The following is a 24,137-nucleotide window of genomic DNA, read 5'->3' as shown; positions in this document are numbered from 1 at the left end:
GTAGGGCGGGCGGGGGCTGTGCGCGCCGGCCGGACAGGCTTATAAACGCCCAAATCCCTTTCGAATCGCGGGCGGTCTCATGCGCATTCTCATCACCAATGACGACGGCGTTCACGCCCCCGGCCTGGCCGTGCTGGAGCGGATCGCCAGACAGGTTGGAGACGAGGTCGTGGTGGTGGCGCCTGAAAGCGACCAATCCGGCGTCGCGCATTCGCTGTCGCTGTCCGATCCGCTGCGCCTGCGCAAGGTTTGCGACAATCATTTCGCGGTCAAAGGCACGCCGACCGACTGCATCATCATGGGCGTGCGCAAGATCATGGTGGACAATCCGCCCGATCTGATCCTGTCCGGCGTCAATCGCGGCCAGAATGTCGCCGAGGACGTCACCTATTCCGGCACGATCGCCGGCGCGATGGAAGGCACGTTGCTGGGCTTTCCCTCCATCGCCCTGTCGCAATGCTACGCGGGCGAAAATTCGTTCTGGGATTGCGCCGAAACCCACGCCGCCGGGTTGATCCAAAAGATCGTGGCGCGCGGCTTCCCGCCGGGCGTGCTGATGAACCTGAATTTCCCGGCCTGCGACCCTTCCGAGGTGAAGGGCGTGTCGCTGGCGCGGCAGGGCCGGCGCGAGCAGGAGTTGATGAAGATCGAGGGGCGCCGCGACGGCCGGGGCAACCCGTATTACTGGATCGCCTTCGAGCGCCCGAGTTTCGTGGCCGGCGCCGGCACCGATCTCGAAGCCGTGGCCCATGACCGCATCTCGGTTACGCCGCTGCGGCTCGATCTGACCGACGAGCCGGCGCTGGTCCATTTCGCCAGCCTGTTCGGCTGAGGACGCTTCGACCTTGGCCTACAAGCCGCCATTCCCCTCGGCCGCCGCCCAGGCGCGCGTAGAGGCGCGGAAGCTGGCGGCCGCGCAATTGCTGTTGCGGCTGCGCTCCAAGGGATTCAACGATCTCAGCCTGTTGCGCGCCATGGAGTCGGCGCCGCGCGAGAATTTCGTCGGCCCGCATCAGATCGAACTCGCGTTGCGCGACATCGCCTTGCCGCTGCCTTGCGGCCAGACCATCGAAAGCCCGTCGGAATTGGCCCTGGCTTTGGCGGCGCTCGGCGTCGCAGCGCACATGCGCGTGCTGGAGGTGGGGACAGGCTCGGGCTGGTCCGCCGCGGTGCTTTCGGCGCTGGTCGATACGGTCGTCAGCGTCGAATGTTTCGATGTTCTCGCCAAATCGGCGCGTGAACGACTCGAACGTCTGCGCATCGACAATGTCGCGGTGATCTGGGCCGACGGCGCCGATATTTCGCCCGAACTCGGGCTGTTCGACCGCATCGTCGTCCACGCCGCCGTCGAGGCGCCGCCGCCGTCATTGCTGGGCGCGCTGGGGGAGGGCGGGGCGCTGATGGCGGCCCGCGCCGGCGCCGGCGCGGCGCAGGACAAGATGGAGCGGCTGATTTACCGGCGCGGCGCGGGCGACCGGATCGAAATCGTCTCGCTGGGGCCGTGCCGAGCGCAAAACCTGCTGCAAGGGCTCTATTCCGGCCGCTGAAAGCCTTTTTTAGGGCTGATTTACATCTGCGCGCCGGCTCCCTGATGAATGACGATTCATCTTAAACGCTCCTTTAACCCCCGTGGCGTTAAATCCACTTGTTGGTGTCGGGTTTGGTGAGTTGCGTCATGGTTCATGCGCTGAAGCGGAAAGAATGCGGCCTATTGTTGGCCGGCGTGGCGGTCCTGGGCCTGTCGGGCTGCGCGGACTCGTCTCGGCTTGACGATCCGCTCGGCAATCCGTTCAAAGCCTCCACCTCGCGCTACGACCGTTCCCCGACCGGGACCACGCTGCCGCCCGCCGGCGCGAGCTCCGCCGCGCCGCAGGCCGAGGAGGGCGGGTTCTTTTCCGAAACCTTCCGCACCTTCGACGAGTCCGGGCAGTCCGCCGATCCCGTTGATTCGCGCCGGTCGCGCGCGCCGCGCGCCGCTTCCTCGCGCCCGGCCCCGCTCCCGATGCCGAGCCGCTCCTTGAGCGCGCCGGCGCCGATTTCGTCGCAGCCCTTGCCGCCGCCCGGTCAGGCCGCCTCCGCGCCGGCGTATTCGTCGCGTCCGGTCGCCCCGCCGCAAGCCGCGGCTCCGGCGCCCTCTCCGCGCGCGGTTGCAGCGCGCGTCGGCGGCTGGACGGTCGAGGGCGGCGTTCCCGTGGTGGTCGCGCAGGGCGAGAGCGCCAAGGCGATCGCCAATCGTTATGGCGTGCCGACCGACACCCTGTTGCAGTTGAACGGCTACAGCAGCGCGGCGCAGGTGCAGCCCGGCTCCCGGCTGACCATCCCCGTTTACAACGCCAATCACCGCGCCGAAGCGTCGGGCGCCCCGGCGCCGCGCGTGGCCCGGGCCGAGCCGCCGCGCCCGGTCGAACCCGCCATGGCCGCGCCGGCGCCGACCCGGGCCGAGCCCGCGCCGACTCGCGGCGAGCCGCGCATGGTGATGCAGCCCGGCCCGAAATCTCTGGTTCAGGAGGAAAGCGAGCAGGTCGCCGCTCCGGCGAAGCCCCGGCTCGATCCCGCCGCCGACCGCAAGGCGCAGCTCGCCGAGGCGCGCGCCGCCGCCATGCGGGAGGCCGCGTCCTCCATTGAGAAGCGCAAGGCGCAGGACGCCCAGACGGCCGCCGACGCCGGCAAGACCGCCGCCGCCGATGTCGGCAAGACCGGCGCCGCCGCGAAGCTCGCCGCCGCCGCCGACGCGAAAAAGACCGCCGACGCCGCCCGCGCCGAAAAGCTGGCGCAGAAAGCCCAGGCCAAGCTGCAGCAGCAGGCCGCGGCCCAGCCGGTCGCCAAGCTCGCGGAAGCCGCGCCGGCGCCCGTCCCTGCGCAGGTCCCCGTCGCCGCCGCGTCCAAACAGCCGACGGCGGCGCCTGAAGAAGACGCTGTGGCGCGCACCACGCCGGCCACCGACGGCTCCAATCCGGAATTCCGCTGGCCCGCGCGCGGCCGCGTGATCACCGGCTACACTTCGGGCGGCAATGACGGCATCAATATCGCGGTGCCCGAAGGCACGGCGGTGAAGGCGGCCGAATCGGGCGTGGTCACCTATGCCGGCAGCGAGTTGAAGGGCTACGGCAATCTGGTGCTGATCCACCATCCCAACGGCTTCGACAGCGTCTACGCCAACAATGGCTCGATCAACGTGAAGCGCGGCGACACGGTCAAGCGCGGCCAGACCATCGCGCTGTCCGGCCAGAGCGGCAATGTGTCGTCGCCGCAGCTGCATTTCGAGCTGCGCAAAGGCCACAAGCCGGTTGATCCCACCGGGTTTTTGGCGGGGCTGTGACGCCCCGGCTCAGGACATAGAATTTCCCCCAGACCGCGAGACACGGTGCGGGAAAAAATGAACGGCGAGGTCCCATGAAAGGCCTCGCCGTTTGCTTTTTGGCGCCGCGTTCCGAACGGGACGGGCCGACTCAGGCGCCCGGAATCAAAAGCGGCCCCGAAGGGCCGCTTTTCGAAGTGTTTTATCGGACGCGACTTTAATGGCAGACGCGGCGCTTTTCCTTGCGGGTCAGCGCATAGCCCTCGTCCATTTCCACCTCGCGATCCTCGCAGATCGCCGAGCCGTCCAGAGCCAGGGTGTTGACGCGAGCGTCAAATTTGCCCGAGGAACCCGCGCTGGTTTCGGCCGTGGCCGAGCCCTGCGAGGTGAAAAAAGTCAAGCCAAGACCGACGCCGAACGTCAGCAGGACCACTGCCGGCGTGAGCGCTTTCGAAATCTTCATCAGACCCTCTGCGAATATGTCAAGGTCAAGTTCAAGGCAAACCGCACGACAGCGGTGCTCAAAGAACCTTCGCAACTGCGAAGCGTTCCGTTTTCTATTCCGACCAATTGGCTACGGCTAGTGCGGATCGGCAACAAGCTCGATTAAATTTTAAGCTGGAACGAAGCGCGAACTTGAACTGAAGCGCCGGCTGCACTAGACGTGCGATGAGACAATCCCGCTCAGTTCGTCCGGGACGGAAGTCACGCCTTCAACAAAATCTGGAGCCCATGGCCCGCGCTCATATTCCGCCGCCCAGCGAGATCAACCAGTCCGTCAACCTGCGCGACGCGTTGGAAGAGCGCTATCTCGCCTATGCGCTTTCGACCATTATGGGGCGCGCCCTGCCGGACGCGCGCGATGGTTTGAAGCCGGTGCATCGCCGCATTCTCTATGGCATGCACATTCTGCGGCTCGATCCCGGGGCGTCGTTCAAGAAATGCGCGAAGATCGTCGGCGACGTGATGGGTTCGTTCCATCCCCATGGCGATCAGGCGATCTATGACGCGCTGGTGCGGCTGGCGCAGGATTTTTCCTCGCGCTTTCCGCTGGTGGACGGGCAGGGCAATTTCGGCAATATCGACGGCGACGGCGCCGCCGCCTACCGCTACACCGAAGCGCGCATGACCGAGGTGGCCCGCGCGCTGCTCGAAGGCATCGACGAAGACGCCATCGACTTCCGCGACAATTATTCCGGCGACGCCAAGGAGCCGGTGGTGCTGCCCGCCGCCTTCCCGAATCTGCTGGCCAATGGCGCGCAGGGCATCGCCGTGGGCATGGCGACCTCGATTCCGCCGCATAATGTCGCGGAACTGCTCGACGCCGCGCTCTATCTCATCTCCAATCCTGTGGCGACCGCGCGCGATCTCTGCAACTTCGTGCAGGGGCCGGACTTTCCCACCGGCGGCATCGTGGTCGATTCGCGCGAGTCGATCATCGAAACCTATGCGACCGGGCGCGGCTCCTTCCGCATCCGCTCGCGCTGGGTGAAGGAGGAGGGCAATCGCGGCGCCTGGAACGCGGTCGTCACCGAAATTCCCTATGGCGTGCAGAAATCGCGGCTGATCGAGAAGCTGGCCGAGCTGGTCAACGAGAAGAAGCTGCCGCTGCTCGCCGACGTGCGCGACGAATCGACCGACGACGTGCGCGTCGTGCTGGAGCCGCGTTCGCGCAGCGTCGAGCCCAATGTGTTGATGGAGAGCCTGTTCCGCATGAGCGAGCTTGAGGCCCGCTTTGCGATGAACATGAACGTGCTCGTGGACGGCGTGACGCCACGAGTTTTGTCGCTGCCGGAGGCGCTGCGGCAATGGCTCGACCATCGCCGCGACGTGCTGCTGCGGCGGTCGCGGCATCGGCTGGGCGAGATCGAGCGCCGGCTCGAAGTGCTGGCCGGAATGATCGTCGCCTTCCTCAATCTCGATGAGGTGATCCGCATCATCCGCGAGGAGGACGAGCCCAAGGATGTGCTGAAGGCGGCGTTCGATCTCACCGACAACCAGGCCAATTACATCCTCGACACCCGCCTGCGCAGCTTGCGCCGGCTGGAGGAAATGGAGCTGCGCAACGAGCACGCCGAACTCACCCGCGAAAAGGGCGAGCTGGAGCTGCTGGTCGGCGAGGAGCCGCGCCAGTGGAAGGCGATCGTCGCGCAAATCCGCGAGATGAAGAAGAAATGGGGGCCGCTGACCGCCCTCGGCAAGCGCCGCACCACGTTCGAGGCGCCGCCGGCGGTGGCGGAGAATTTCGACCTGACCGACGTGCTGGTCGAGCGCGAGCCGGTCACGGTGGTCGTGACCCAAAAAGGGTGGATCCGGGCGCTAAAAGGGCAGGTGTCGGATCTGGCCAACCTGCAATACAAGGGCGACGATGGCCTGCTGGTGTCGTTCTTCGCCGAGACGGTGTCCAAGATCATGGTGCTGTCGAGCGACGGCAAGATTTTCACGCTGGACGCGTCGAAATTGCCGGGTGGGCGCGGCGCGGGCGAGCCGATTCGCCTGCTGGCGGATATTGACGACGGCGCCGATGTCGCCGCCGTGTTCGTGCACAAGCCCGACGGCAAGATGCTGGTGGCGTCGAGCGACGGGCGCGGTTTCGTCGCCGCCGAGAACGACATGATCGCCAACACCCGCAAGGGCAAGATGCTGCTCAATGTCGAGGCGGGGGCGACCGCGCGCTTCATCGTTCCCGTCGAGGGCGACACGGTCGCGGCGATGGGCGAGAATAGAAAACTGCTGTGCTTCCCGGTTTCGGAAATTCCCGAGATGACGCGCGGCAAGGGGGTGCGGCTGCAACGCTACAAGGACGGCGGTCTCTCGGACCTCAAGACGTTCGCGCTCGACGACGGCCTGTCGTGGACGGATTCGGCGGGCCGCGTTCACAATGTCGCCAAGGACGCGCTGACCGAATGGCTGGGCACGCGCGCCGACGCCGGCCGGTTGCCGCCAAAGAATTTCCCACGCAACAACAAGTTCGGGTGAGGGAGGCGCTTCTCCCTCTTCCCGTGCGCGGGGAGGGGCGTTGGCCTCGGCGTCGCGTTGAATCACGCAACTCTTGACGCTATATTGTGTCAGAGTTTGCGGAGTATGCGCCCATGGGCCTCGCCCAGTATGCTGACAACGGCTATTTCGCCCCGCGAAAAATCGCGGACACATTGCTGACCACCAGCGCCGAGATCGCCCGCACCGCCGGCCTCGGCCGCGACGCCGTGCAACGCGCCGACCGCGTCCGCTCGGACAAAACGCAGCGTCGCCTGCGCGAAATGGTCGAAATCTTGAACAAGGTCGAGCCGCGCTTCGGTTCGGCGCTGCTGGCCTACGCCTGGTATCGCTCCGAGCCGCTTCCCGGCTTTTCGAGCCAGACCGCCATGCAGTTGGTGCGCGACGGCCGCGCCGAAGACGTGCTCGACTATATCGACGCCGTGGACGCCGGCGTCCACGCGTGAGCGGAGGGCTGCATTATCGCGGCAAGCTGTATCGGGCGCTGAATCCGATTTACGCGAAAGAGCCGCTGTCGGGCGCGGGCGCCGCGCGCTTCGGCGGCCGGTTCAACGCCAAGAGCGTTCCGGCGCTCTATATGTCGCTGTCGCCGCTGACGGCGTTGCGCGAGGCCAATCAGGTCGGCGCGCTGCAGCCGACCACGCTGGTTTGCTTCGAGGCGGACATCGAAAGCATTTTCGACACGCGCGACCTCGCCGCGCTGGCGTGCGAGGGCATGACGCCGGAAACGCTGGCGGCGTCGACATGGCGCGATGAAATGAAAACGGGCGAGGCGCGCGGCCAGACGTTCGCAGGCCGGCTGAACAAGGCGGGTTATTGCGGCCTGCTCGTCCGCAGTTTCGCCCCCGGCTCAACCGGGGACGATCTCAATCTCGTGCTGTGGACCTGGGGCGCGGACGCGCCCGCGCGGCTGATCCTCATTGACGACGAAGGACGATTGTCGCCCGCTCGGAGTTGAGCGGGCGAAATCTCAGCAGCACCTGAAGCCCGCATTGTTGCCCACTCCGAACCGCCGGTCTTCCCGGTTGCGGAAAAATTCCGTGCGGCTCATGGGGTCGACGCCCGGATGAGTCCGGGCGACATGGGCGACATAGGCGTCGTAGTCGGGTTGGCCGCACATCAGCGCGGCCGTCTGGCGCAGGGCCTTGCCGAAGTTCCTAAGCTTTGGAGGGCAACAGTCCAGCATCGCCGACCTCCTTGGTGGTGACATTGGGGTTGGAGCGCGCCTTGAACACGGTCGCCACGCCCGAGACGATCATGGCCAGCACCACCACCATGAAGATGGCGGTCAGGCCGGCGTCGACATAGGCGTTGTTCACCACGCGGGCCATGTCTTCGACGGTCTTGGCCGGCGCCAGCACCTTGCCCTGAGCGGCGGCGGTCGCGAATTTATCCGCCTGCGCCAGGAAGCCGATGGCGGGGTTGCTGTCGAACAGCTTTTGCCAGCCGGCGGTCAGCGTGCAGATCAGCAGCCAGAAGGTCGGCAGCAGCGTGATCCAGGCGTACTGGTCGCGCTTCATCTTGAACAAAGCCGCCGTGCACAGGATCAGCGCGATCGCCGCCAGCATCTGGTTGGCGATGCCGAACAGCGGCCACAAGGTGTTGATGCCGCCGAGCGGATCCACCACGCCCTGATACAGGAAATAACCCCACATCGCCACGGCCAGCGCGGTCGCGATCAGGTTCGCCGCCCAATTACGGGTGCGCGACATGAACGGCACGAAATGGCCGGTGAGATCCTGGATCATGAAGCGGGCGACGCGGGTGCCGGCGTCCACCGTGGTCAGGATGAACAGGGCCTCGAACAGGATGGCGAAATGATACCAGAACGCCTTCATCGCCGAGCCGCCGAGGAAGCCGGCAAGGATTTCGGCCATGCCGACGGCCAGCGTCGGAGCGCCGCCCGCGCGCGAAAGAATTGTGCTTTCGCCCACGTCCTTGGCGGCCTGGGTCAGCATGTCCGGGGTGACGACGAAGCCCCAGCCGGAGATCACCGAAGCCGCCTTGGCGGCGTCGGCGCCGATCACGCCCGCCGGCGCGTTCATGGCGAAATAGACGCCCGGCTCCAGCGCCGTGGCGGCGATCAGCGCCATAATGCCGACAAAGCTCTCCATCAACATGCCGCCGTAGCCGATGAAGCGCAGCTCCGATTCGCGCATGGCCATTTTCGGCGTGGTGCCCGAGGCGATCAGCGCATGGAAGCCGGAGACGGCGCCGCAGGCGATGGTGATGAACAGGAACGGGAACATCGCGCCCTTGAACACCGGCCCCGTTCCGTCGATGAACTGCGTCACCGCCGGCATTTTCAGCGTCGGCATGACCAGCGCGATGCCGATCGCCAGCGCGAAGATCGTGCCGATTTTCAGGAAGGTCGAGAGATAGTCGCGCGGGGCCAGCAGCAGCCAGACCGGCAGCACCGAGGCGACGAAGCCATAGCCGATCAGGATCAGCGCCAGCGTCTCGCCCTTGAAGGTGAACAGCGGCGCCAGCGTCGGGCTTTCCGCGACGGTCTGGCCGTACAGAATGCCGCCGATCAGCAGCACGAAGCCGATCATCGACATTTCCGCGATGCGGCCGGGGCGGATGAAGCGGTTGTACACGCCCATCAGCAGCGCGGTGGGCAGGGTGGAGAACACCGTGAAGGTGCCCCAGGGGCTGCCGGCGAGCGCCTTGACCACCACCAGCGCCAGCACCGCCAGCAGGATGATCATGATGGCGAGCACGCCGAATTGCGCGATCAGGCCGGCGGTCACGCCCATTTCCGTCTTGATCATGTCGCCGAGCGAACGGCCGTCGCGGCGGGTGGAGAGGAACAGCACGGTGAAGTCCTGCACCGCGCCGGCGAACACCACGCCGGCCAGCAGCCACAGCGTTCCCGGCACATAGCCCATCTGCGCCGCGAGCACCGGGCCGACCAGCGGGCCGGCGCCGGCGATGGCCGCGAAATGGTGGCCGAACAGCACGTATTTGTCGGTGGGGACGTAGTCGAGCCCGTCATTGTGGCGCACCGCCGGGGTCGGGCGGCCGTCGTCGAGCCTGAGGGCGTAACGGGCGATGAACAGGCTGTAGAAGCGATAGGCGATCAGGTAGGTGCAGATCGCCGCCGTCACCAGCCAGAGCGCATTGATGCTCTCGCCGCGATGCAGCGCCACCGTACCCAGCGCGAAGGCGCCCAGCAGCGCCACCGCCGCCCAGGGCAAATAGGAGACCAAAGCCGGTTTGCCGGCTTGCGACACGCTCGTCATCGACGTTTCCTCCACCGGGTCTGGCCCAGTTTGTTTCCCTATCAGGACGCAAAGGGATGACTCCTCGCCGCCAGCCCGTCAAGCTCCCGGAGCCGGATAACGCCCGCGTGAGGCCCGCAGTTTCTAAGCCTATGTCGGAATTGGCGAAACCGGCGCCCGCCTCTATAGTCGCGCCGGAATCGCCTGCAGGAAGCGTCTACAAGGAGTCGCCGCGATGAAGCTGGTCATGTTCGATATCGACGGCACTTTGGTGGACAGCCAGAATTTCATTGTCGAGGCGCAGCGGCGCGCGTTCGCCGCTCATAACTTCGAGCCGCCCAGCCGCGAGCGCGCGCTTTCGGTGGTCGGCCTGTCGCTGCGCGAAGCCTTTGTCGAACTCACCCACGGCCAGGGGCCGGCGGTGACGCTGGCCGCCGCCTACAAGGCCGCCTACAGCGAATTGCGCGCCCAGGCCGCGCCGGAGGACGATAAAATCTATCCTGGCGTCGAGACGCTGCTGCGCCGGTTGGCGGAGCGGCCCGACTGCAAGCTGGGAATCGCCACCGGCAAGAGCCGGGCCGGCGTGCAAAAGCTGTTCGACCGGCAGAACTGGCATGGCCTGTTCGCCACGGTGCAGACCGCCGACGACGCCCTGTCCAAGCCCGCGCCGGAAATGTTCGAGCGCGCGCTGCGCGAGACCGGACTCGAGGTCAAGGACGCCTGCATGGTCGGCGACACCACCTTCGACATGATGATGGGGCGCCGCGCCGGCGCCCATTGCATCGGCGTCTGCTGGGGCTATCATTCGCATGAAAAGCTGCGCCCCGCGGGCGCGCAGGTTCTGGTCCACAACGTGGACGAATTGTCGGCGAAGCTGGACGCGTTTCTGCAATGAGTTCTTCCATGCGTGACGATCTCTCCGCGCTTTTCGTCGCCGACGAGGAGCGCAATCCGGTCAAGGCGGCGCAGCGCGAGATGAAGCGTCCGTTGCCGAAAAGATTTTACGCCGACGTGGCCATCGCCGAGGCGGAGCGCGGTTTCGGGCTGGCGCTCGACGGCAAGCCGGTGCGCACCCCGTCCCGCGCGGCTCTGGTGCTGCCGACGGCGACGCTGGCCGAGGCGGTCGCCGCCGAATGGCGCGGGCAGGGCGAGTCGATCGACCCCGCGACCATGCCGCTGACCCGCATGGCCAATACCGCGCTCGACGGCGTCGCCGCGCAAATGGCCGCCGTGGCGGCGGAAATCGCCAAATTCGCCGGGTCCGATCTCGTCTGCTATCGCGCCGGCGAACCGGACGCGCTGGTGGCGGCCCAGAACGCCGCCTGGACGCCGATGCTCGACTTCGCCGAACAGGTTTTGGGCGCGCGATTTCATTTAGCCGAGGGCGTCATGTTCGTCGCCCAGCCGGAGGCGTCGGTCGCCGCCGTCGCCCAGGCGATCGACGGCGAGGCGCAAAGGCCGGACGGCGCCTTCCGCCTCACCGCCCTATACGAGATGACGGCGCTGACCGGATCCGTGCTGATCGCCCTGGCGCTGGCGCGGGGCGGCGCGAAATTCGACGACGCCTGGGCGGCGGCGCATGTGGACGAAGACCACCAGATGCGGCTCTGGGGCGCCGACGAGGAGGCGCTGGCGCGGCGGGCGCTCCGCTTGCGCGACATGCGCGCCGCTTACGAGATGTACGCCGCGCTGGGGTGACGCCCCGGTTTCCGTGCGTCCGCTTGTCCCGGTTCGGGCGCGCCGATGGGCGCCTTACGTGATGCAGAACGCCCCGGCATTAGCCAAAAGGCGTTCATCCAAGCGTCATCTTGCCTGTTCCGGTGACCGGCGACCCGTGGTAAACCCCGCCCGATTTTCTTCTTTCGCGGCAATGCCGCCAAGACCGGAATGGCCTCATGAAACATATCATCGAAGCTCTCGCCGAACGCCGCCAGGGCGCCCGACTCGGCGGGGGCCAGCGACGCATCGACGCCCAGCACAAGCGCGGCAAGCTGACCGCCCGCGAGCGCATCGAAATGCTGCTCGACCACGGGTCCTTCGAAGAATTCGACATGTTCGTGCAGCATCGCTGCGTCGATTTCGGCATGGACAAGGGCGAGAAGATTCCCGGCGACGGCGTGGTCGTCGGCTGGGGCACGATCAACGGCCGCGTGGTCTACGTGTTCGCCAAGGATTTTACGGTCCTCGGCGGCTCGCTGTCTGAGACCCACGCGCAAAAGATCATCAAGATCCAGGATATGGCGCTGCGCAACCGCGCGCCGATCATCGGCCTGTTCGACGCCGGCGGCGCCCGCATCCAGGAGGGCGTGGCCGCGCTTGGCGGCTATGGCGAGGTGTTCCAGCGCAACGTGCTGGCCTCCGGCGTGATTCCGCAGATTTCGGTGATCATGGGGCCGTGCGCGGGCGGCGACGTCTATTCGCCGGCGATGACCGACTTCATCTTCATGGTCAAGGACACGTCTTATATGTTCGTGACCGGTCCGGACGTGGTGAAGACCGTCACCAACGAAACCGTGACGGCGGAAGAACTCGGCGGCGCCTCGGTGCACGCCACCAAATCGTCCATCGCCGACAAGGCCTATGACAACGATCTGCAGGCCCTGCTGCAGATGCGCCGCCTGATCGACTTCCTGCCCGCGTCCAACACCGACGAAGTGCCGGAATGGCCGACCTTCGACGATTGCGACCGGATCGACATGTCGCTCGACACGCTGATCCCCGATAATCCCAACAAGCCCTACGACATCAAGGAACTGATCACGAAAATCGCCGACGAGGGCGACTTCTTCGAGATTCAGGAGGCTCACGCCAAGAATATCGTGGTCGGCTTCGGCCGCATCGACGGCCGCACCGTCGGCTTCGTCGGCAACCAGCCGATGGTGCTGGCCGGCGTGCTCGATTCCGACGCCTCTCGCAAGGCGGCGCGCTTCGTGCGCTTCTGCGACGCCTTCAACATTCCGATCGTCACCTTCGTCGACGTGCCCGGCTTCCTGCCCGGCACCGCGCAGGAATATGGCGGCCTCATCAAGCATGGCGCCAAGCTGCTGTTCGCCTATGCCGAGGCCACCGTGCCGAAGATCACCATCATCACCCGCAAGGCGTTCGGCGGCGCCTATGACGTGATGGCCTCCAAGCACCTGCGCGGCGACGTCAACTACGCCTGGCCGAGCGCGCAGATCGCCGTGATGGGCGCCAAGGGCGCGGTCGAGATCATCTTCCGTCAGGATATGGGCGATGCCGCCAAGATCGCCGAGCGCACCCGCGAATATGAGGACCGCTTCCTGTCGCCCTTCGTCGCCGCCGAACGCGGCTATATCGACGAGGTGATCCAGCCCCATGGCACGCGCCGCCGGATTTCGCGCGCGCTGGCCATGCTCCGCAACAAGGAGCTGGAGAATCCCTGGAAGAAGCACGACAACATTCCGTTGTAAGGCGGATGAAAACGCCTCCCGCCGACCCGGCGGGAGGCGTGTTTTATTTTACACTTGAGCTTGAGCATTGCTCGCGATTACCTAAGGTAACGCAAGGTTAAGACCTTTCGCATAAAATTTTAATCACTTGCTGATGGCGCTTTCCGCGCGGGCTCGTGAGTTGAACGTCATGTATTTCCAGTTTTCTGCGACCGAAGGGCGCGATTCCCGGATCGCCCCGATTCATGAGCTCAACCGCGCCCGTCTGGCTGCGCTGGTTCGGCAAATTCCCCTCCTCGCCCTGGTGGTCGCCGGCAATGCGCTGGCGCTGGCGGCGATCGCGCTGCAATCCGCGCCGCTGCCTCTGGCGCTGGCGGCGCCGGTGGCGCTCATGCTGGGCGGCGCGCTGGCGGCGCTGGGCTGGACGCGGCGGGCGGCCCATCCGGTCGGCGAGGGCGACGCGGGCCGCGTCCTGCGCCGCGTCAACCTTTGCTCGGCCGGCTTCACGCTGGTTTATGTCGTGTGGGTCACAGCGCTTTACCTGCACGTCGATCCCGCGCAGCGCAGCGCCATTATCTACGCGCTGGCGGTCACCGGCATGTTCGCGATTTTCGCGCTGGCGCAACTGCCCAAGACGGCGCTGCTGATTGGCGGCATGGGCCTGCCGGGTTTCGCCTGGCTGCTGATGACCGCGGGCGATTCGACCTCCCTGCTCGAAGGCGCCAACCTTCTGCTGGTGCTGCTGGCGCTGTTCTTGTCCGTGAACGGGGCCTCGCGCGATTTCGAAGCGCTGGTGGCCGCGCGCGCCAAGGCCTCGCGCCTGGCCGAAGACAACCGGCGCCTCGCCGAGGCCGACGCGCTGACGGGGCTGGCGAATCGCCGCGCCTTTTTCGCGCGGGTCGCGGAGGAAATCGCCCGGGGGCCGGAGGCGGGCGCGCTGGCGATGGGCGTCGTCGATCTCGATGGGTTCAAGCCGGTCAACGACCTTTATGGCCACGCCCTCGGCGACAAGGCGCTGTGCGAATGCGCCGAAAGGCTGCGGATGCTGGAGCGCGAAGGAGCCGTGGTGGCGCGGCTCGGCGGCGACGAATTCGCCGTGCTGTTCACGGGCCGCAAGGCGGAAGCCGAAATGGCCGCGCTGGGCGCGCGGATCTGCGCCGCGCTCAAGGCGCCCGTGCGCATCGACGACGCGGCGGCGGCGCTGTCGTGCTCGATCGGCTTCGCGCGTTTTCCCGAGGAGGCCCGCGACGCGCAGCAGCTTTATGAGCGGGCGGATTTCGCGCTCTATCACGCCAAGCAGAATCATCGCGGCGAGGCCGTGCTGTTCACGCCGGAACATGAAACCAACATGCGGATGATCGCCCAGATCGAGCAGTGCCTGCGGCGCGCCAATCTGGAGCAGGAGATCCAGCTCGAATTTCAGCCGCTGTTCGATGCGGTCGAGCAGACCATCGTCTCGTTCGAGGCGCTGGCGCGCTGGAACTCGCCGGAGTTGGGCGCGGTCTCGCCCAACCTGTTCGTGCCGGTGGCCGAGCGCAGCGAGATCATCCACGCCCTGACCCGCACCGTGCTGCGCAAGGCGCTGAAAGCGGCGCGAAGCTGGCCCGATTATGTCGGCGTCAGCTTGAACCTTTCCGCGCGCGACCTGCTGTCGCCGCGCGCCCTGACGCAGATCGTCGCCATCATCGAAGCCAGCGGCGTCAAGACCTCGCGCATCGACATCGAGGTGACCGAAACGTCGCTGCTCACCGATTTCGTCAAGGCCGAGGCGGCGCTGGCCATGCTCAAGCGGCTCGGCCTGAAAATCTCGCTCGACGATTTCGGCACCGGCTATTCCAGCCTCGCCTATATCCACCGGCTGCCGCTCGACAAGATCAAGATCGACCGCAGCTTCATTCAGGAAATGCACGGCAACGGCGTCGCCCGCGACATCGTCAAGAGCCTGATCGGCCTGATCGGCAATCTCAAGCTGCAATGCGTGACCGAGGGCGTGGAAACCTCCGAGCAGTTCGACCTGCTGCGCAAGTTCGGCTGCAACGTGGTGCAGGGCTTTTTGTTCAGCCGGCCGATTCCGCAGGACGAGGCGCCGCGCTTCATCGCGGAAGTGGAGGCGGGGCGGCGCCCTGCGGAGCGCGCCGCCGGCTGAACCCGGGCGCTACTTGTGGCAGCGCGCCGGCGGCGGGAATTCGATCCGCTCCAACTCGCCGACCAGGGCGTAATCGCCATAGTCGAGGCGCAGATTGGTCGAAACGCCGTTTTCGTAGAGATCGTAGCTCAGCACGTAGTCGGGCAGGCTGTCGCGCGCGCCCTCGGCGAAATAAGACAGCGCCACCGGCCAGCGCCGCAGGCCGCGCAATTGCGGCGCGGCGGCGGCATGGTCCGAGTCGGCCGTCCTGCGGGGGGCGCCGATGACGGCGGTGACGTTGAAAATCTTGCGGCCATCGGCCGAGCCGTCGAAGACGCGCGCCAGCAGAATCTTGTCGCCGCGTTCGGCGGCCTGGATCAACTGGGCGATATGCTGGGTGGGAAACAGCACGGTCGAATCGGCGCTCATCTTCTGCGGATGCGGCGAACTCAGCGCGATGGCGAGCGCGTCCTTGCCGCGCTGGGCGCGTCCTTCCACCTCCTCGCCGCGCGATCCCGTTTCATTGGTGGCGAAGCGGAAATCCTGGCCGCGCCCGTCCTCATAGGTGCTGATGCGGCTCTCGCTGACCTGGCGGGCGCCTTCCTGCGGCTGCATGTCGATCGCCTGGCGCAGGGTCTGGGCGTAAAAATCGCAATCGGAGGAAAACCGGTAGGAGATCATGCCGTCGGCCGCCGCCGGGGCCTTGGTTCCCGTCGCGTCGGCCATGCGCAATTGGTAGAGCGCGCGATGGCTGGCGAGGCTGGGGGGCGGCGGTTCGGCGCGCGCGGCGGTTTGGGCCGCGCCGCAGGCCATCAGGCCCAGCAGCAGGCGGGCGGTCAATCGCATCGATGGTCTCTCCCGGTGGCGTCGCAAAATTGTCATTGGCTTGTGTCGCTTTCGACGCTTTAGTGCAATGACGTCAATATTTGGCGAAATTGCGCTCTCGTCCAGTCACAATGGAACTTTTGAAGGAAATGGTCATGGGTCAGATCGCCAGCGAAGTCGAACGCCGACTCGCCAATCTTGGATTCGTCTTGCCGACGCCGGCCGCGCCCGTGGCGAATTACGTTCCAGCCGTGCGCAGCGGCGCGATGCTGTTCGTTTCCGGGCAATTGCCGTTCGGCGCCGATGGATCGCTGAACGAGGGGCATGTCGGCCGCGTCGGCGCCGAGGTCGAGGAATCCGTCGCCAAGCAGGCCGCCGCTCTGTGCGCCGTCAACGTGCTGGCGCAGGTCCGCGCCCAGATCGGCGATCTCGACCGGATCGCCGCCTGCGTCCGGCTCGGCGGCTTCATTCGCGGCGCCGAGGATTACACCCGGCTCGCTCTGGTGATGAACGGCGCCTCGGACCTGATCGGCGCGGCGCTGGGCGAGAAGGGCGCGCATGCGCGCTCGACCGTCGGCGTGGCCCAATTGCCGCTCGGCGCCTGCGTCGAGGTCGAGGCGATCTTCGAGATTCTGCCGTGACCGCGCCGGACTGGCTGACCGCCCGTCCGATCGCCCATCGCGGTCTGCACGACCGCGACAAGCCCGAAAACTCCCTCGCCGCCCTGCGCCCCGCGCTCGCGCGGGGCTATGGCGTCGAGGCGGACATTCGGCTGTCGCGGGATGGCGAGATTTTCGTGTTTCATGACGACGATCTCGCGCGCCTCACCGGCGCCGAGGGGGCGTTCCGGCGCCGCGACGCCGCCGATCTGGCGGGGCTGCGGCTGGCGGACGGGACGCCGATTCCGACGCTGGCGGCGTTCCTGCGCGCGGCGCAGGGCGCGACGCCGCTGATTCTGGAGCTGAAAAGCGATTTCGACGGCGATCTCTCGCTCGCCCGCGCCACCCAGGCGGCGCTGGCGGGCTATGACGGCCCGGTGGCGCTGAAAAGCTTCGACCCCGCCCTGATCGCCGCGCTGCGCGCCGGGACGGCCGTCTGGCCGCTGGGCGTGGTGGCGCAGGCGGATTACGAGGAGGACGAGGATTTCGCGGCGCTGGCGCCGGAGGCGAAGGACAGGCTGGCCCGGTTCGTCCACGCCGGCGAGACGCGCCCGGACTTCCTGTCCTGGCGCTGCGGCGATCTGCCCAACGCCGTGTGCGAGCTGGCCCGCGCCTGCGCGCAGATGCCGGTGATCAGCTGGACGGTGCGCAGCGCGGCGCAGGCGGCGCAGGTGTTGCGCCATGCCGACCAGATCGTGTTCGAGGGATTCGCTCCCTGACGTCCGGGCAATAAAAAAGCCGCCCGAAGGCGGCTTTCGACTGACGAAGCCAGATCTTACTTGATCTTGGTTTCCTTGAACTCGACGTGCTTGCGCGCGACGGGGTCGTATTTCTTGAACGCCAGCTTGTCGGTCTTGGTGCGGGCGTTCTTCTCGGTGACGTAGAAATAGCCGGTGTCGGCGGTCGACAGCAGCTTGATCTTGATCGTGGCGGCCTTGGCCATGGATATATTCCCTGTTGTCGACGCCAGCTAGGCTGGCGAAACCCGGTGGCGCCGGACTTTTCGTCACAGGCTCGGGCCTGCGGCGAAGAGCGGGCGTTGCTCCGTGGCGCGGCGCCTAGAATCAGGCGGAGGCCGATGGAAACAAAGGGGCCGGATTGCTCCGGCCCGAATTCGTGGGCGCAACATAGCCAAACACGCTTCCGTGTCAAGTTTTATCGGCGAATGGCCCGTGCATGACGAGGATGACAATGAGATAGCCGACGAACAACACGCCCAGCGCGTCGAACAGGCCGTGGGGGGCGAAATCGAGGCCCAATCCCAGCGCCAGCGGGCCGACCACCATGCCCAGCGCATACATCATCACATAGGCGGCGTTGGCGGCGGCGAGTTTCGGCCCGTGGAACTTCTCCGCCAGCGCGGCGAGGCCGACCGTGTACAGCCCGCCGGTGACGCCGCCCCAGACGAACAGGGCGACCGCGTAAACCTCGCGCTGCGCGGCGAGGCCGGGCAGAATCAGCGCGCCGATCAGGCCGACCACGCTGAACCAGCCGAGCAGGCGAATCTTGCTGGTCCGGTCGGCGATCAGGCCGATCGGCACGGGAAACACCACATTGCCGAGCGCGAACAGCGTGAGCTGAAACGTGGCCCATTCCTGGGAAAAGCCGGCGCGCAGGCCGAACACCGGCAGCAGGCCGGTCAGACCGGTTTCGACGCAGCCATAGGCGAAAGCGGCGAGCACGGCCGCCGGCGCGGCGCGGAACACCGGCGCGAGTTTCGGGCGGCCGGTGGAGCCGGCGTCGAATTCGGCGGCGGCGTCGCCCGCCCAGATCACCGGCAGCCCGCCGGCGGCCATCAGCGCGGCGGCGACGACGTAGGGCGGCAGGCCGTTGACTCCGGTCACGCTGAGCAGGGCCGGGCCGAGGGCGAAGCCGAGCGCCAGGAAGGTGGCGTAAAGGCCGAGCACGAGGCCGCGCTGGCCGCGCGGCGCCGCCGCGCTGATCCAATATTCGCTCAGCACGAACAGCGTCGTCAGCGCCAGGCCGAACACCAGCCGAATCCCCAGCCAGATGCGGGGATCGTCGGTGGCCGCGAAAGCGCCGATCGCGGCCACCGCCAGCGCGATGGCCGCGCCGAGCGTGGCTCTCAGGCCGAATCGGCGGGCCAGCGAGGGGGCGACCGGCGCCCCGAGCAAGGTGGCGAGGCCGGAGACGGCGACTTGCGCGCCATTGTCATGCGCGGGCAATCCGGCGGCTTCGAGCCGCAGCGCCAGCAGGGGAATCACCAGCGACAGGCCGACGCCGACCGTGGAGACGCAGGCGATGGCGGCGGCGAGGGATTTGCGGGTTTGGGAGTCGAAGGCGGAAAACATGCGCCGCCTTATGCCCCCCGGCGCCCGTTACAGCAAATCGCGCCGCCACGCGCCCCGGCGGCGCCGCAGATGCGCCACCGGCGCGAATCGGCTGAGGCCGGCGTCGATCCGCGCCCGCGCTTCGCGCAGCACCATCAAAGAAATAGCGGCCATGTCGTAGCTTTCCGCCTCATCGAGCGGCGCCCAGACCAGTTCGGTCAGCTCGGCGTCCGCATGGCAGACGCCCTCGACCTGCGCGGCGATGTTTTGCGCGTCGGCGAGGAAGAATCGCGCGTCGAAGCGCCGGGGGAACATCGGCGGCGTGATGGCGCGCGCCGCGAAATGCAGGCCGCCGAGATCGGGCAGCAGCCCCTGCGCGCCGTAGGCTTGCCAGCAGGCGGGGGCGCGGCCGGGGCCGCCGTAATCGGCGACGCCCAAGGCGAGGCCGGTCTCCTCGAAACATTCGCGGATGGCGGCCAGCGCCAGCGCGCGGGCGAAATCCTCGCCCCTGGCGGCGCAGCCCGCCATCAGCCGCGCCTCGTCGCGCGAATCGAGCGGGCCGGCGACGGTCATGGCGCGGTCGCCGCGCTCCAGCCGGCCGCCGGGAAACACATATTTCCCCGGCATGAATTTCAATCCGGGATGCCGCTTGCCCAGCAATACGCGGGCGCGCGCGCCCTTACCGTCGATCAGGAGCAGCGCGGCGGCGTCGCGCGTGCGGGCGGGGCGGGGTTTGAGATCTTGAGTCACGACCGCGACCATAGAGGCGTTTTCGGCGCGGCGAAACCGGCGGATCAGGCCGGCGTGGGCGCGACAGCGGTCCGCGCGCCCGCGCGCTCAAGATCTGCCACAATCCGCGCGAAGACCGCGTAAAACATCTCCGGCGTGAGGACGCCGGTATTGGTGTTGTAGCGCGAGCAGTGATAGCTGTCGTAAAGTGTAAGGCGATCGGAAATACTATGGGCCGCGCCATGGCCGAAGGGCGCGTCCTTGGCGCGCAGCCCGAGCGCTTTGACCGCGCTGTCGTGCGCAATGCGCCCGAGACAGAGCAAGGCGCGCAGGTTCGGCATGGCCGCGGCCTCATCCGCGAGGAAGCAACGGCAGGTTGCGATTTCCTGCGGCGTGGGCTTGTTCTGGGGCGGAACGCAGCGCACGGCGTTTGTAATTCTGCAATGAAAAAGCTGCAATGAATCCGTGGCTCGGGCCGCGTAAACGCCGTGAGCCAGCCCGAAACGCAACAGGGTAGCGTAGAGCAGGTCGCCGGCGTAATCGCCTGTGAACGGCCGCCCGGTGAAATTGGCGCCGCGCAGGCCCGGCGCGAGGCCGACGATGAGCAGGGGGGAGTCCAGCCCGCCGAAGCTGGGCACGGGCGCGTTATGGCCGCCGGGCAGGGCGCGACGATTTTCCGCGCGAAATTCGGCGAGGCGCGGGCAGAGCGGGCAATCGGATTTGGGCGAGGCGGGCTGCTTTTGGGGGCAGACGCCCGCCTTCGCCGGAGATGCGTTCACAAGAGGGCCGGTCAGTCTTGAGCGGTTTCCTCGTGCGGATGGGTCGGAATCGGCGCGGCGGGGCGGCGTTCCTGGAAGCGTTGCATGCGGTCGGTGCGCTCGGACGGGTCGCGGCCGATCTTGTTGGCGAGATGCACGAGATCGACGAATTCATCGGCCTGACGGCGCAATTCGTCGGCCACCATCGGCGGTTGCGTGGTGATGGTGGACAGAACGGACACGCGCACGCCCTTGCGCTGCACGGCCTCGACCAGCGAGCGGAAATCGCCGTCGCCGGAGAACAGCACCATATGGTCGATGTGGTCGGCCATCTCCATGGCGTCGACCGCCAGTTCGATATCCATGTTGCCCTTGACCTTGCGACGGCCAAGCGCATCGACGAATTCTTTGGCCGGCTTGGTCACGACGGCATAGCCATTATAGTCAAGCCAGTCGATCAGCGGTCGGATCGAGGAATATTCCTGATCTTCAACAAGAGCCGTATAGTAAAAAGCGCGCAGCAGCCGGCCTTTGCCCTGGAATTCCTTCAGCAGGCGCTTGTAGTCGATATCAAAGCCCAAGGATTTAGCGGTCGCATACAGATTGGCGCCGTCAATAAATAGGGCTATGCGTTCCTGGTCAGCCATTATGAGTTTCCGTTTCCGATTTTTGTGGGGCCAATGCCCGCAGTCAGTCGTCACCGCGTCAAAAAACGTGACTAATGTCAAAAGGCGCGAAAGGCAAACCGCGATAGAGTTCTTGATGTTGCCGTCGCCGGCTTTTTTGGTCCACGCGGTGCGACGTCATGTCGCCTTGTGGTTGTAGTCTGAAGCAGGCCTTAGCCGCCGTCAAATCGCTGAACAAGAAAACGAACGAATAATTTCTTCGCATGGTTCCTCTTTATTTAGAAAAAATTTTTAACTGACAAGACCTGACAAAACGTCATTCGGAACCGAATTCTTAACTGTCGCGCCGCCGCAATCGCGAGGTTGCAGCCGCCGCGGGGCGGGACAGGGCGGCGGGACCTGGCGCCGGGGCGGAACGACAATAGAACTTGCTTTCTCGCCGCGCGTTCTCTAACAGAGCAGGGAGTCCCCATTTCCCTTTCATTCCGAGGAGCGCCAGCATGGCTCGCGTCACTGTCGAGGATTGCATCGACAAAGTCGACAATCGATTTGATCTCGTTTTGCTCGCCAGCCATCGCGCGCGCATGATCTCCTCCGGTTCGCAGATCAGCGTGCCGCGCGATAATGACAAAAATCCGGTCGTGGCCCTGCGCGAGATCGCCGATTCGACCATCGCTCCCGAAGATTTGAAGGAAGACTTCATCCACTCGCTGCAGAAGCACGTCGAGGTGGACGAGCCGGAGGCGGAAGTCGTTCCCGCTCTGGTCACGCCCACCAGCGATCTCGCCGGCGACGTGCAGTTCGACCGCATGACCGAGGAAGATCTGCTGCGCGGCCTCGAAGGCCTGGTGCCCCCGGCCGAAACCGAGGACGACGCGGAGTAATCCGTCGCGGATTGTCGGCCTGCTCGCTTTACGGCGGGGATCGCGGCGCGATCCCCGCCTTTTTTTCTTGGAGAGGCCGTCCGCTCTCGCTACGATTTGGGAATCCCGGAGAATTTTCCTCAAATGATGCGGCAGTACGAACTCGTCGATCGCGTGCGCAAATATAATCCCAACGCCAACGAGGATCTGCTCAACCGCGCCTACGTCTACGCCATGCGCGCCCATGGCGCGCAGACGCGCGCGTCCGGCGACCCGTATTTCACCCATCCCCTCGAAGTCGCCGCCATCCTCACCGAGCTGAAACTCGACGACGCCACCATCGTCGCCGCCGTGCTGCATGACACGATCGAGGACACCGCCGCCACCCGCGACGAGATCGACTCGCTGTTCGGGCCGGAGATCGGCGCGCTGGTCGATGGCCTCACCAAGCTCAAGAAACTCGACCTCGTGTCGAAAAAGGCCGAGCAGGCCGAGAATTTTCGCAAGCTGCTGCTGGCCATCTCCGAGGACGTGCGGGTGCTGCTGGTCAAGCTGGCCGACCGGCTGCACAACATGCGCACGCTGCATTTCGTCAAGCCGGAAAAGCGCGCTCGCATCGCTCAGGAAACCCTGGACATTTACGCTCCGCTCGCGGGCCGCATGGGCATGCAGCTGATGCGCGACGAGCTGGAGAACCTGTCGTTCAAGCACCTCAATCCCGAAGCCTTCGCGCTGGTTTCGACGCGGCTGGCCGATCTGCGCAACGAGAACAGCGAGCTGATCGGCGCCATTGAGGTCGAACTGACCGAGGAGCTGCGCAAGCGCGGCATCAACGCCGTGGTGCGCGGGCGGCAGAAGCAGCCCTATTCGGTCTGGGCAAAAATGGAGCGCAAATCCGTCGCCTTCGAGCAATTGTCGGACATTTTCGGCTTCCGCGTCGTGGTGGACAGCGTGGAGGACTGCTATCGGGTGATCGGCGTGGTCCACACCAAATGGCCGGCCGTGCCCGGACGGTTCAAGGACTATATCTCGACGCCGAAGCAGAACGATTACAGGTCGGTGCACACCACCGTGGTCGGGCCGGGGCGCCAGCGCGTCGAGCTGCAGGTCCGCACCGAGGAAATGCACGACATCGCCCGCAACGGCATTGCGGCGCACGCCTTCTACAAGGACCGCAAGGGTTCCGAGCCCGTGCTGTCGCATGAAAGCAGCGCCTATCAATGGCTGAAGCGCACCATCGACATGCTGGCCGAGGGCGACAGTCCCGAGGAGTTTCTGGAGCACACACGGCTGGAGCTGTTCCACGATCAGGTGTTCTGCTTCACGCCCAAGGGGCGGCTGATCGCCCTGCCGCGCGGGGCGACGCCGATCGATTTCGCCTATGCGGTCCACACCAGCGTCGGCAATTCGGCGGTCGGCGTGAAGATCAACGGCCGCCTCGCGCCCTTGCTGGCGCCGCTCGCCAATGGCGACGAGGTCGAGATCATCCGCGCCGAAACCCAGACCCCGCCCGCGGCCTGGGAGAGCATCGCCGTGACCGGCAAGGCCCGCGCCGCCATCCGCCGCGCCTCGCGCGAGGCGGTGCGGGCGCAATACGCCGGCCTCGGCCGCCAGATCGTGCTGCGCGCCTTCGAGCGCGCGGGAAAAGCTTTTTCCGACGACAAGCTGAAGATGGCGCTGCCGCGCCTCGCCCGCGCGCAGGTCGAGGACGTGCTGGCGGCGGTCGGGCGCGGCGAAATGTTCTCCGGCGACGTCGTCAAGGCCGTCTATCCCGACTTCAAGGAGGAGCGCAAGGCGACGGCGCCGCTGCGGCCCGATCCCGGCTGGTTCAAGATGCAGAAGGCGGCGGGCATGCAGTTCAAGGCGCCCGGCGCGACCGGCCACGCCCTGCCGATCCGCGGCCTGCGCGGCGACCTGCCGGTGAGTTTCGCCCCGGACGGCGGCGCCGTGCCGGGCGACCGCATCGTCGGCATTCTCACGCCCGGCGAGGGCGTCACCATTTATCCGATCCAGTCCTCGGCGCTGGCGCAGTTCGACGACCAGCCCGAACGCTGGCTCGACGTGCGCTGGGATCTCGAGGGCGCGCCGGAGCTGTTTCCCGCCAAGATCGTCGTGGCCGCGATCAACGAGCCGGGCAGTCTCGGCGCCGTCGCCAGCCTGATCGGCGATTCCGGCGGCAATATTGACGAAGTCACCTTCAACAAATTGTCGCCGGACTTCCGCGAAATGATCTTTGAACTGGAAGTGTTCGACCTGAAACATCTGACCGACATCGTGTCGCGCGTGCGCGCGCTGCCGATGGTGCACCGGGTCGAGCGGGTGATCGGCTGAC

At 66.3% G+C, this 24,137-nt stretch carries 23 protein-coding genes; 14 read left to right on the top strand and 9 right to left on the bottom strand.

Annotated elements, in window-relative coordinates; genetic code table 11:
- Positions 1 to 79 precede the first annotated feature (79 nt).
- The 3 genes from surE (at position 80) to CFB24_RS10885 (ending at position 3,319) form a co-directional block, all read left to right on the top strand.
- Positions 80 to 832, top strand: a complete 753-nt coding sequence (gene surE, locus CFB24_RS10895; RefSeq protein WP_088520636.1) for a 5'/3'-nucleotidase SurE — start codon at positions 80 to 82, stop codon at positions 830 to 832.
- 13 nt (positions 833 to 845) lie between these two features.
- Complete coding sequence (locus CFB24_RS10890) at positions 846 to 1,547, top strand: protein-L-isoaspartate O-methyltransferase family protein (RefSeq protein ID WP_158255161.1); 702 nt, start codon at positions 846 to 848, stop codon at positions 1,545 to 1,547.
- Positions 1,548 to 1,675: 128 nt separating this feature from the next.
- Positions 1,676 to 3,319: a LysM peptidoglycan-binding domain-containing M23 family metallopeptidase gene (locus CFB24_RS10885; protein WP_088520634.1), complete on the top strand. Its 1,644-nt coding sequence runs from the start codon at positions 1,676 to 1,678 to the stop codon at positions 3,317 to 3,319.
- Between the two features lie 196 nt (positions 3,320 to 3,515).
- Here the strand turns inward: CFB24_RS10885 and CFB24_RS10880 are convergent, their stop codons facing one another.
- A complete protein-coding gene (locus tag CFB24_RS10880; RefSeq protein WP_088520633.1) occupies positions 3,516 to 3,761 on the bottom strand; it encodes a hypothetical protein in 246 nt (81 codons plus the stop codon).
- Between the two features lie 269 nt (positions 3,762 to 4,030).
- Between CFB24_RS10880 and parC the strand changes: the two genes are divergently transcribed.
- The 3 genes from parC (at position 4,031) to CFB24_RS10865 (ending at position 7,253) form a co-directional block, all read left to right on the top strand.
- Entirely contained in the window at positions 4,031 to 6,277 is a 2,247-nt protein-coding gene (gene parC, locus CFB24_RS10875; protein WP_088520632.1) for a DNA topoisomerase IV subunit A, read from the top strand.
- Positions 6,278 to 6,390: 113 nt separating this feature from the next.
- Positions 6,391 to 6,741, top strand: coding sequence for an antitoxin Xre/MbcA/ParS toxin-binding domain-containing protein (locus tag CFB24_RS10870; RefSeq protein WP_088520631.1), 351 nt, complete (start codon positions 6,391 to 6,393; stop codon positions 6,739 to 6,741).
- Positions 6,742 to 6,749: 8 nt separating this feature from the next.
- On the top strand, positions 6,750 to 7,253 hold the full coding sequence (locus tag CFB24_RS10865; RefSeq protein ID WP_088520785.1) for an RES family NAD+ phosphorylase: 504 nt from the start codon (positions 6,750 to 6,752) through the stop codon (positions 7,251 to 7,253).
- A gap of 12 nt (positions 7,254 to 7,265) precedes the next feature.
- On the opposite strand, the gene CFB24_RS10860 is transcribed toward CFB24_RS10865, so the two are convergent.
- Together CFB24_RS10860 and CFB24_RS10855 are read right to left on the bottom strand one after the other, a co-directional pair.
- Positions 7,266 to 7,481 (bottom strand): YbdD/YjiX family protein, encoded by a 216-nt coding sequence (locus CFB24_RS10860; protein WP_088520630.1) that lies wholly within the window; start codon positions 7,479 to 7,481, stop codon positions 7,266 to 7,268.
- Complete coding sequence (locus CFB24_RS10855; RefSeq protein WP_088520784.1) at positions 7,453 to 9,540, bottom strand: carbon starvation CstA family protein; 2,088 nt, start codon at positions 9,538 to 9,540, stop codon at positions 7,453 to 7,455. The genes CFB24_RS10860 and CFB24_RS10855 overlap by 29 nt, the downstream gene beginning before the upstream one ends.
- Positions 9,541 to 9,754: 214 nt before the next feature.
- On the opposite strand from CFB24_RS10855, the gene CFB24_RS10850 reads away from it, so the two are divergent.
- From CFB24_RS10850 to CFB24_RS10835, 4 genes are all read left to right on the top strand, one after another.
- A complete protein-coding gene (locus CFB24_RS10850; protein ID WP_088520629.1) occupies positions 9,755 to 10,414 on the top strand; it encodes an HAD-IA family hydrolase in 660 nt (219 codons plus the stop codon).
- Positions 10,415 to 10,422: 8 nt separating this feature from the next.
- Positions 10,423 to 11,217, top strand: coding sequence for an ATP12 family chaperone protein (locus CFB24_RS10845; protein WP_088520628.1), 795 nt, complete (start codon positions 10,423 to 10,425; stop codon positions 11,215 to 11,217).
- Between the two features lie 197 nt (positions 11,218 to 11,414).
- A complete protein-coding gene (locus CFB24_RS10840; RefSeq protein ID WP_088520627.1) occupies positions 11,415 to 12,950 on the top strand; it encodes an acyl-CoA carboxylase subunit beta in 1,536 nt (511 codons plus the stop codon).
- A gap of 169 nt (positions 12,951 to 13,119) precedes the next feature.
- Complete coding sequence (locus CFB24_RS10835) at positions 13,120 to 15,075, top strand: putative bifunctional diguanylate cyclase/phosphodiesterase (RefSeq protein ID WP_088520626.1); 1,956 nt, start codon at positions 13,120 to 13,122, stop codon at positions 15,073 to 15,075.
- 9 nt (positions 15,076 to 15,084) lie between these two features.
- Here CFB24_RS10835 and CFB24_RS10830 read toward each other — a convergent pair whose 3' ends face one another.
- Positions 15,085 to 15,900, bottom strand: coding sequence for an EipB family protein (locus CFB24_RS10830; protein WP_158255162.1), 816 nt, complete (start codon positions 15,898 to 15,900; stop codon positions 15,085 to 15,087).
- Between the two features lie 134 nt (positions 15,901 to 16,034).
- Here CFB24_RS10830 and CFB24_RS10825 point away from each other — a divergent pair, with 134 nt between their 5' ends.
- Positions 16,035 to 16,520 carry a RidA family protein gene (locus tag CFB24_RS10825; RefSeq protein ID WP_088520783.1) on the top strand — a complete coding sequence of 162 codons (486 nt, stop codon included), beginning with the start codon at positions 16,035 to 16,037 and terminating at the stop codon, positions 16,518 to 16,520.
- Positions 16,517 to 17,257 carry a glycerophosphodiester phosphodiesterase family protein gene (locus tag CFB24_RS10820; RefSeq protein WP_088520624.1) on the top strand — a complete coding sequence of 247 codons (741 nt, stop codon included), beginning with the start codon at positions 16,517 to 16,519 and terminating at the stop codon, positions 17,255 to 17,257. Before CFB24_RS10825 ends, CFB24_RS10820 begins: the two co-directional genes overlap by 4 nt.
- A 56-nt stretch (positions 17,258 to 17,313) precedes the next feature.
- On the opposite strand, the gene rpmG is transcribed toward CFB24_RS10820, so the two are convergent.
- From rpmG to CFB24_RS10795, 5 genes are all read right to left on the bottom strand, one after another.
- A complete protein-coding gene (gene rpmG / locus CFB24_RS10815; RefSeq protein ID WP_088520623.1) occupies positions 17,314 to 17,481 on the bottom strand; it encodes a 50S ribosomal protein L33 in 168 nt (55 codons plus the stop codon).
- 205 nt (positions 17,482 to 17,686) lie between these two features.
- Positions 17,687 to 18,850, bottom strand: coding sequence for an MFS transporter (locus CFB24_RS10810; protein ID WP_088520622.1), 1,164 nt, complete (start codon positions 18,848 to 18,850; stop codon positions 17,687 to 17,689).
- A gap of 27 nt (positions 18,851 to 18,877) precedes the next feature.
- Complete coding sequence (locus CFB24_RS10805; protein ID WP_244593133.1) at positions 18,878 to 19,579, bottom strand: NUDIX hydrolase; 702 nt, start codon at positions 19,577 to 19,579, stop codon at positions 18,878 to 18,880.
- Between the two features lie 44 nt (positions 19,580 to 19,623).
- The gene (locus tag CFB24_RS10800) at positions 19,624 to 20,337 is read right to left on the bottom strand and encodes a uracil-DNA glycosylase (protein ID WP_088520620.1); all 714 of its coding nucleotides are present in this window, start codon (positions 20,335 to 20,337) and stop codon (positions 19,624 to 19,626) included.
- Positions 20,338 to 20,348: 11 nt separating this feature from the next.
- The gene (locus tag CFB24_RS10795; RefSeq protein WP_088520619.1) at positions 20,349 to 20,963 is read right to left on the bottom strand and encodes a LabA-like NYN domain-containing protein; all 615 of its coding nucleotides are present in this window, start codon (positions 20,961 to 20,963) and stop codon (positions 20,349 to 20,351) included.
- Between the two features lie 479 nt (positions 20,964 to 21,442).
- Between CFB24_RS10795 and rpoZ the strand changes: the two genes are divergently transcribed.
- Both rpoZ and CFB24_RS10785 read left to right on the top strand, forming a co-directional pair.
- Complete coding sequence (gene rpoZ, locus CFB24_RS10790) at positions 21,443 to 21,826, top strand: DNA-directed RNA polymerase subunit omega (RefSeq protein ID WP_088520618.1); 384 nt, start codon at positions 21,443 to 21,445, stop codon at positions 21,824 to 21,826.
- A 123-nt stretch (positions 21,827 to 21,949) separates the two neighbouring features.
- Positions 21,950 to 24,136, top strand: coding sequence for a RelA/SpoT family protein (locus CFB24_RS10785; RefSeq protein WP_088520617.1), 2,187 nt, complete (start codon positions 21,950 to 21,952; stop codon positions 24,134 to 24,136).
- Position 24,137: the final 1 nt, after the last annotated feature.

The sequence above is a fragment of the Rhodoblastus acidophilus genome (genome assembly GCF_900187365.1).
Classification (GTDB): domain Bacteria; phylum Pseudomonadota; class Alphaproteobacteria; order Rhizobiales; family Beijerinckiaceae; genus Rhodoblastus; species Rhodoblastus acidophilus.
The sequence above is the reverse complement of the archived record's forward strand: the minus strand, read 5'-3'. Positions and strand labels throughout refer to the sequence as shown.

Coding starts and splice junctions, on each gene's coding strand:
- surE (WP_088520636.1), top strand. CDS start 80: ATGCGCATTCTCATCACCAATGACGACGGCGTTCACGCCCCCGGCCTG.
- CFB24_RS10885 (WP_088520634.1), top strand. CDS start 1,676: ATGGTTCATGCGCTGAAGCGGAAAGAATGCGGCCTATTGTTGGCCGGC.
- CFB24_RS10880 (WP_088520633.1), bottom strand. CDS start 3,761: ATGAAGATTTCGAAAGCGCTCACGCCGGCAGTGGTCCTGCTGACGTTC.
- parC (WP_088520632.1), top strand. CDS start 4,031: ATGGCCCGCGCTCATATTCCGCCGCCCAGCGAGATCAACCAGTCCGTC.
- CFB24_RS10870 (WP_088520631.1), top strand. CDS start 6,391: ATGGGCCTCGCCCAGTATGCTGACAACGGCTATTTCGCCCCGCGAAAA.
- CFB24_RS10860 (WP_088520630.1), bottom strand. CDS start 7,481: ATGCTGGACTGTTGCCCTCCAAAGCTTAGGAACTTCGGCAAGGCCCTG.
- CFB24_RS10855 (WP_088520784.1), bottom strand. CDS start 9,540: ATGACGAGCGTGTCGCAAGCCGGCAAACCGGCTTTGGTCTCCTATTTG.
- CFB24_RS10850 (WP_088520629.1), top strand. CDS start 9,755: ATGAAGCTGGTCATGTTCGATATCGACGGCACTTTGGTGGACAGCCAG.
- CFB24_RS10845 (WP_088520628.1), top strand. CDS start 10,423: ATGCGTGACGATCTCTCCGCGCTTTTCGTCGCCGACGAGGAGCGCAAT.
- CFB24_RS10840 (WP_088520627.1), top strand. CDS start 11,415: ATGAAACATATCATCGAAGCTCTCGCCGAACGCCGCCAGGGCGCCCGA.
- CFB24_RS10835 (WP_088520626.1), top strand. CDS start 13,120: ATGTATTTCCAGTTTTCTGCGACCGAAGGGCGCGATTCCCGGATCGCC.
- CFB24_RS10830 (WP_158255162.1), bottom strand. CDS start 15,900: ATGCGATTGACCGCCCGCCTGCTGCTGGGCCTGATGGCCTGCGGCGCG.
- CFB24_RS10825 (WP_088520783.1), top strand. CDS start 16,035: ATGGGTCAGATCGCCAGCGAAGTCGAACGCCGACTCGCCAATCTTGGA.
- rpmG (WP_088520623.1), bottom strand. CDS start 17,481: ATGGCCAAGGCCGCCACGATCAAGATCAAGCTGCTGTCGACCGCCGAC.
- CFB24_RS10810 (WP_088520622.1), bottom strand. CDS start 18,850: ATGTTTTCCGCCTTCGACTCCCAAACCCGCAAATCCCTCGCCGCCGCC.
- CFB24_RS10795 (WP_088520619.1), bottom strand. CDS start 20,963: ATGGCTGACCAGGAACGCATAGCCCTATTTATTGACGGCGCCAATCTG.
- rpoZ (WP_088520618.1), top strand. CDS start 21,443: ATGGCTCGCGTCACTGTCGAGGATTGCATCGACAAAGTCGACAATCGA.
- CFB24_RS10785 (WP_088520617.1), top strand. CDS start 21,950: ATGATGCGGCAGTACGAACTCGTCGATCGCGTGCGCAAATATAATCCC.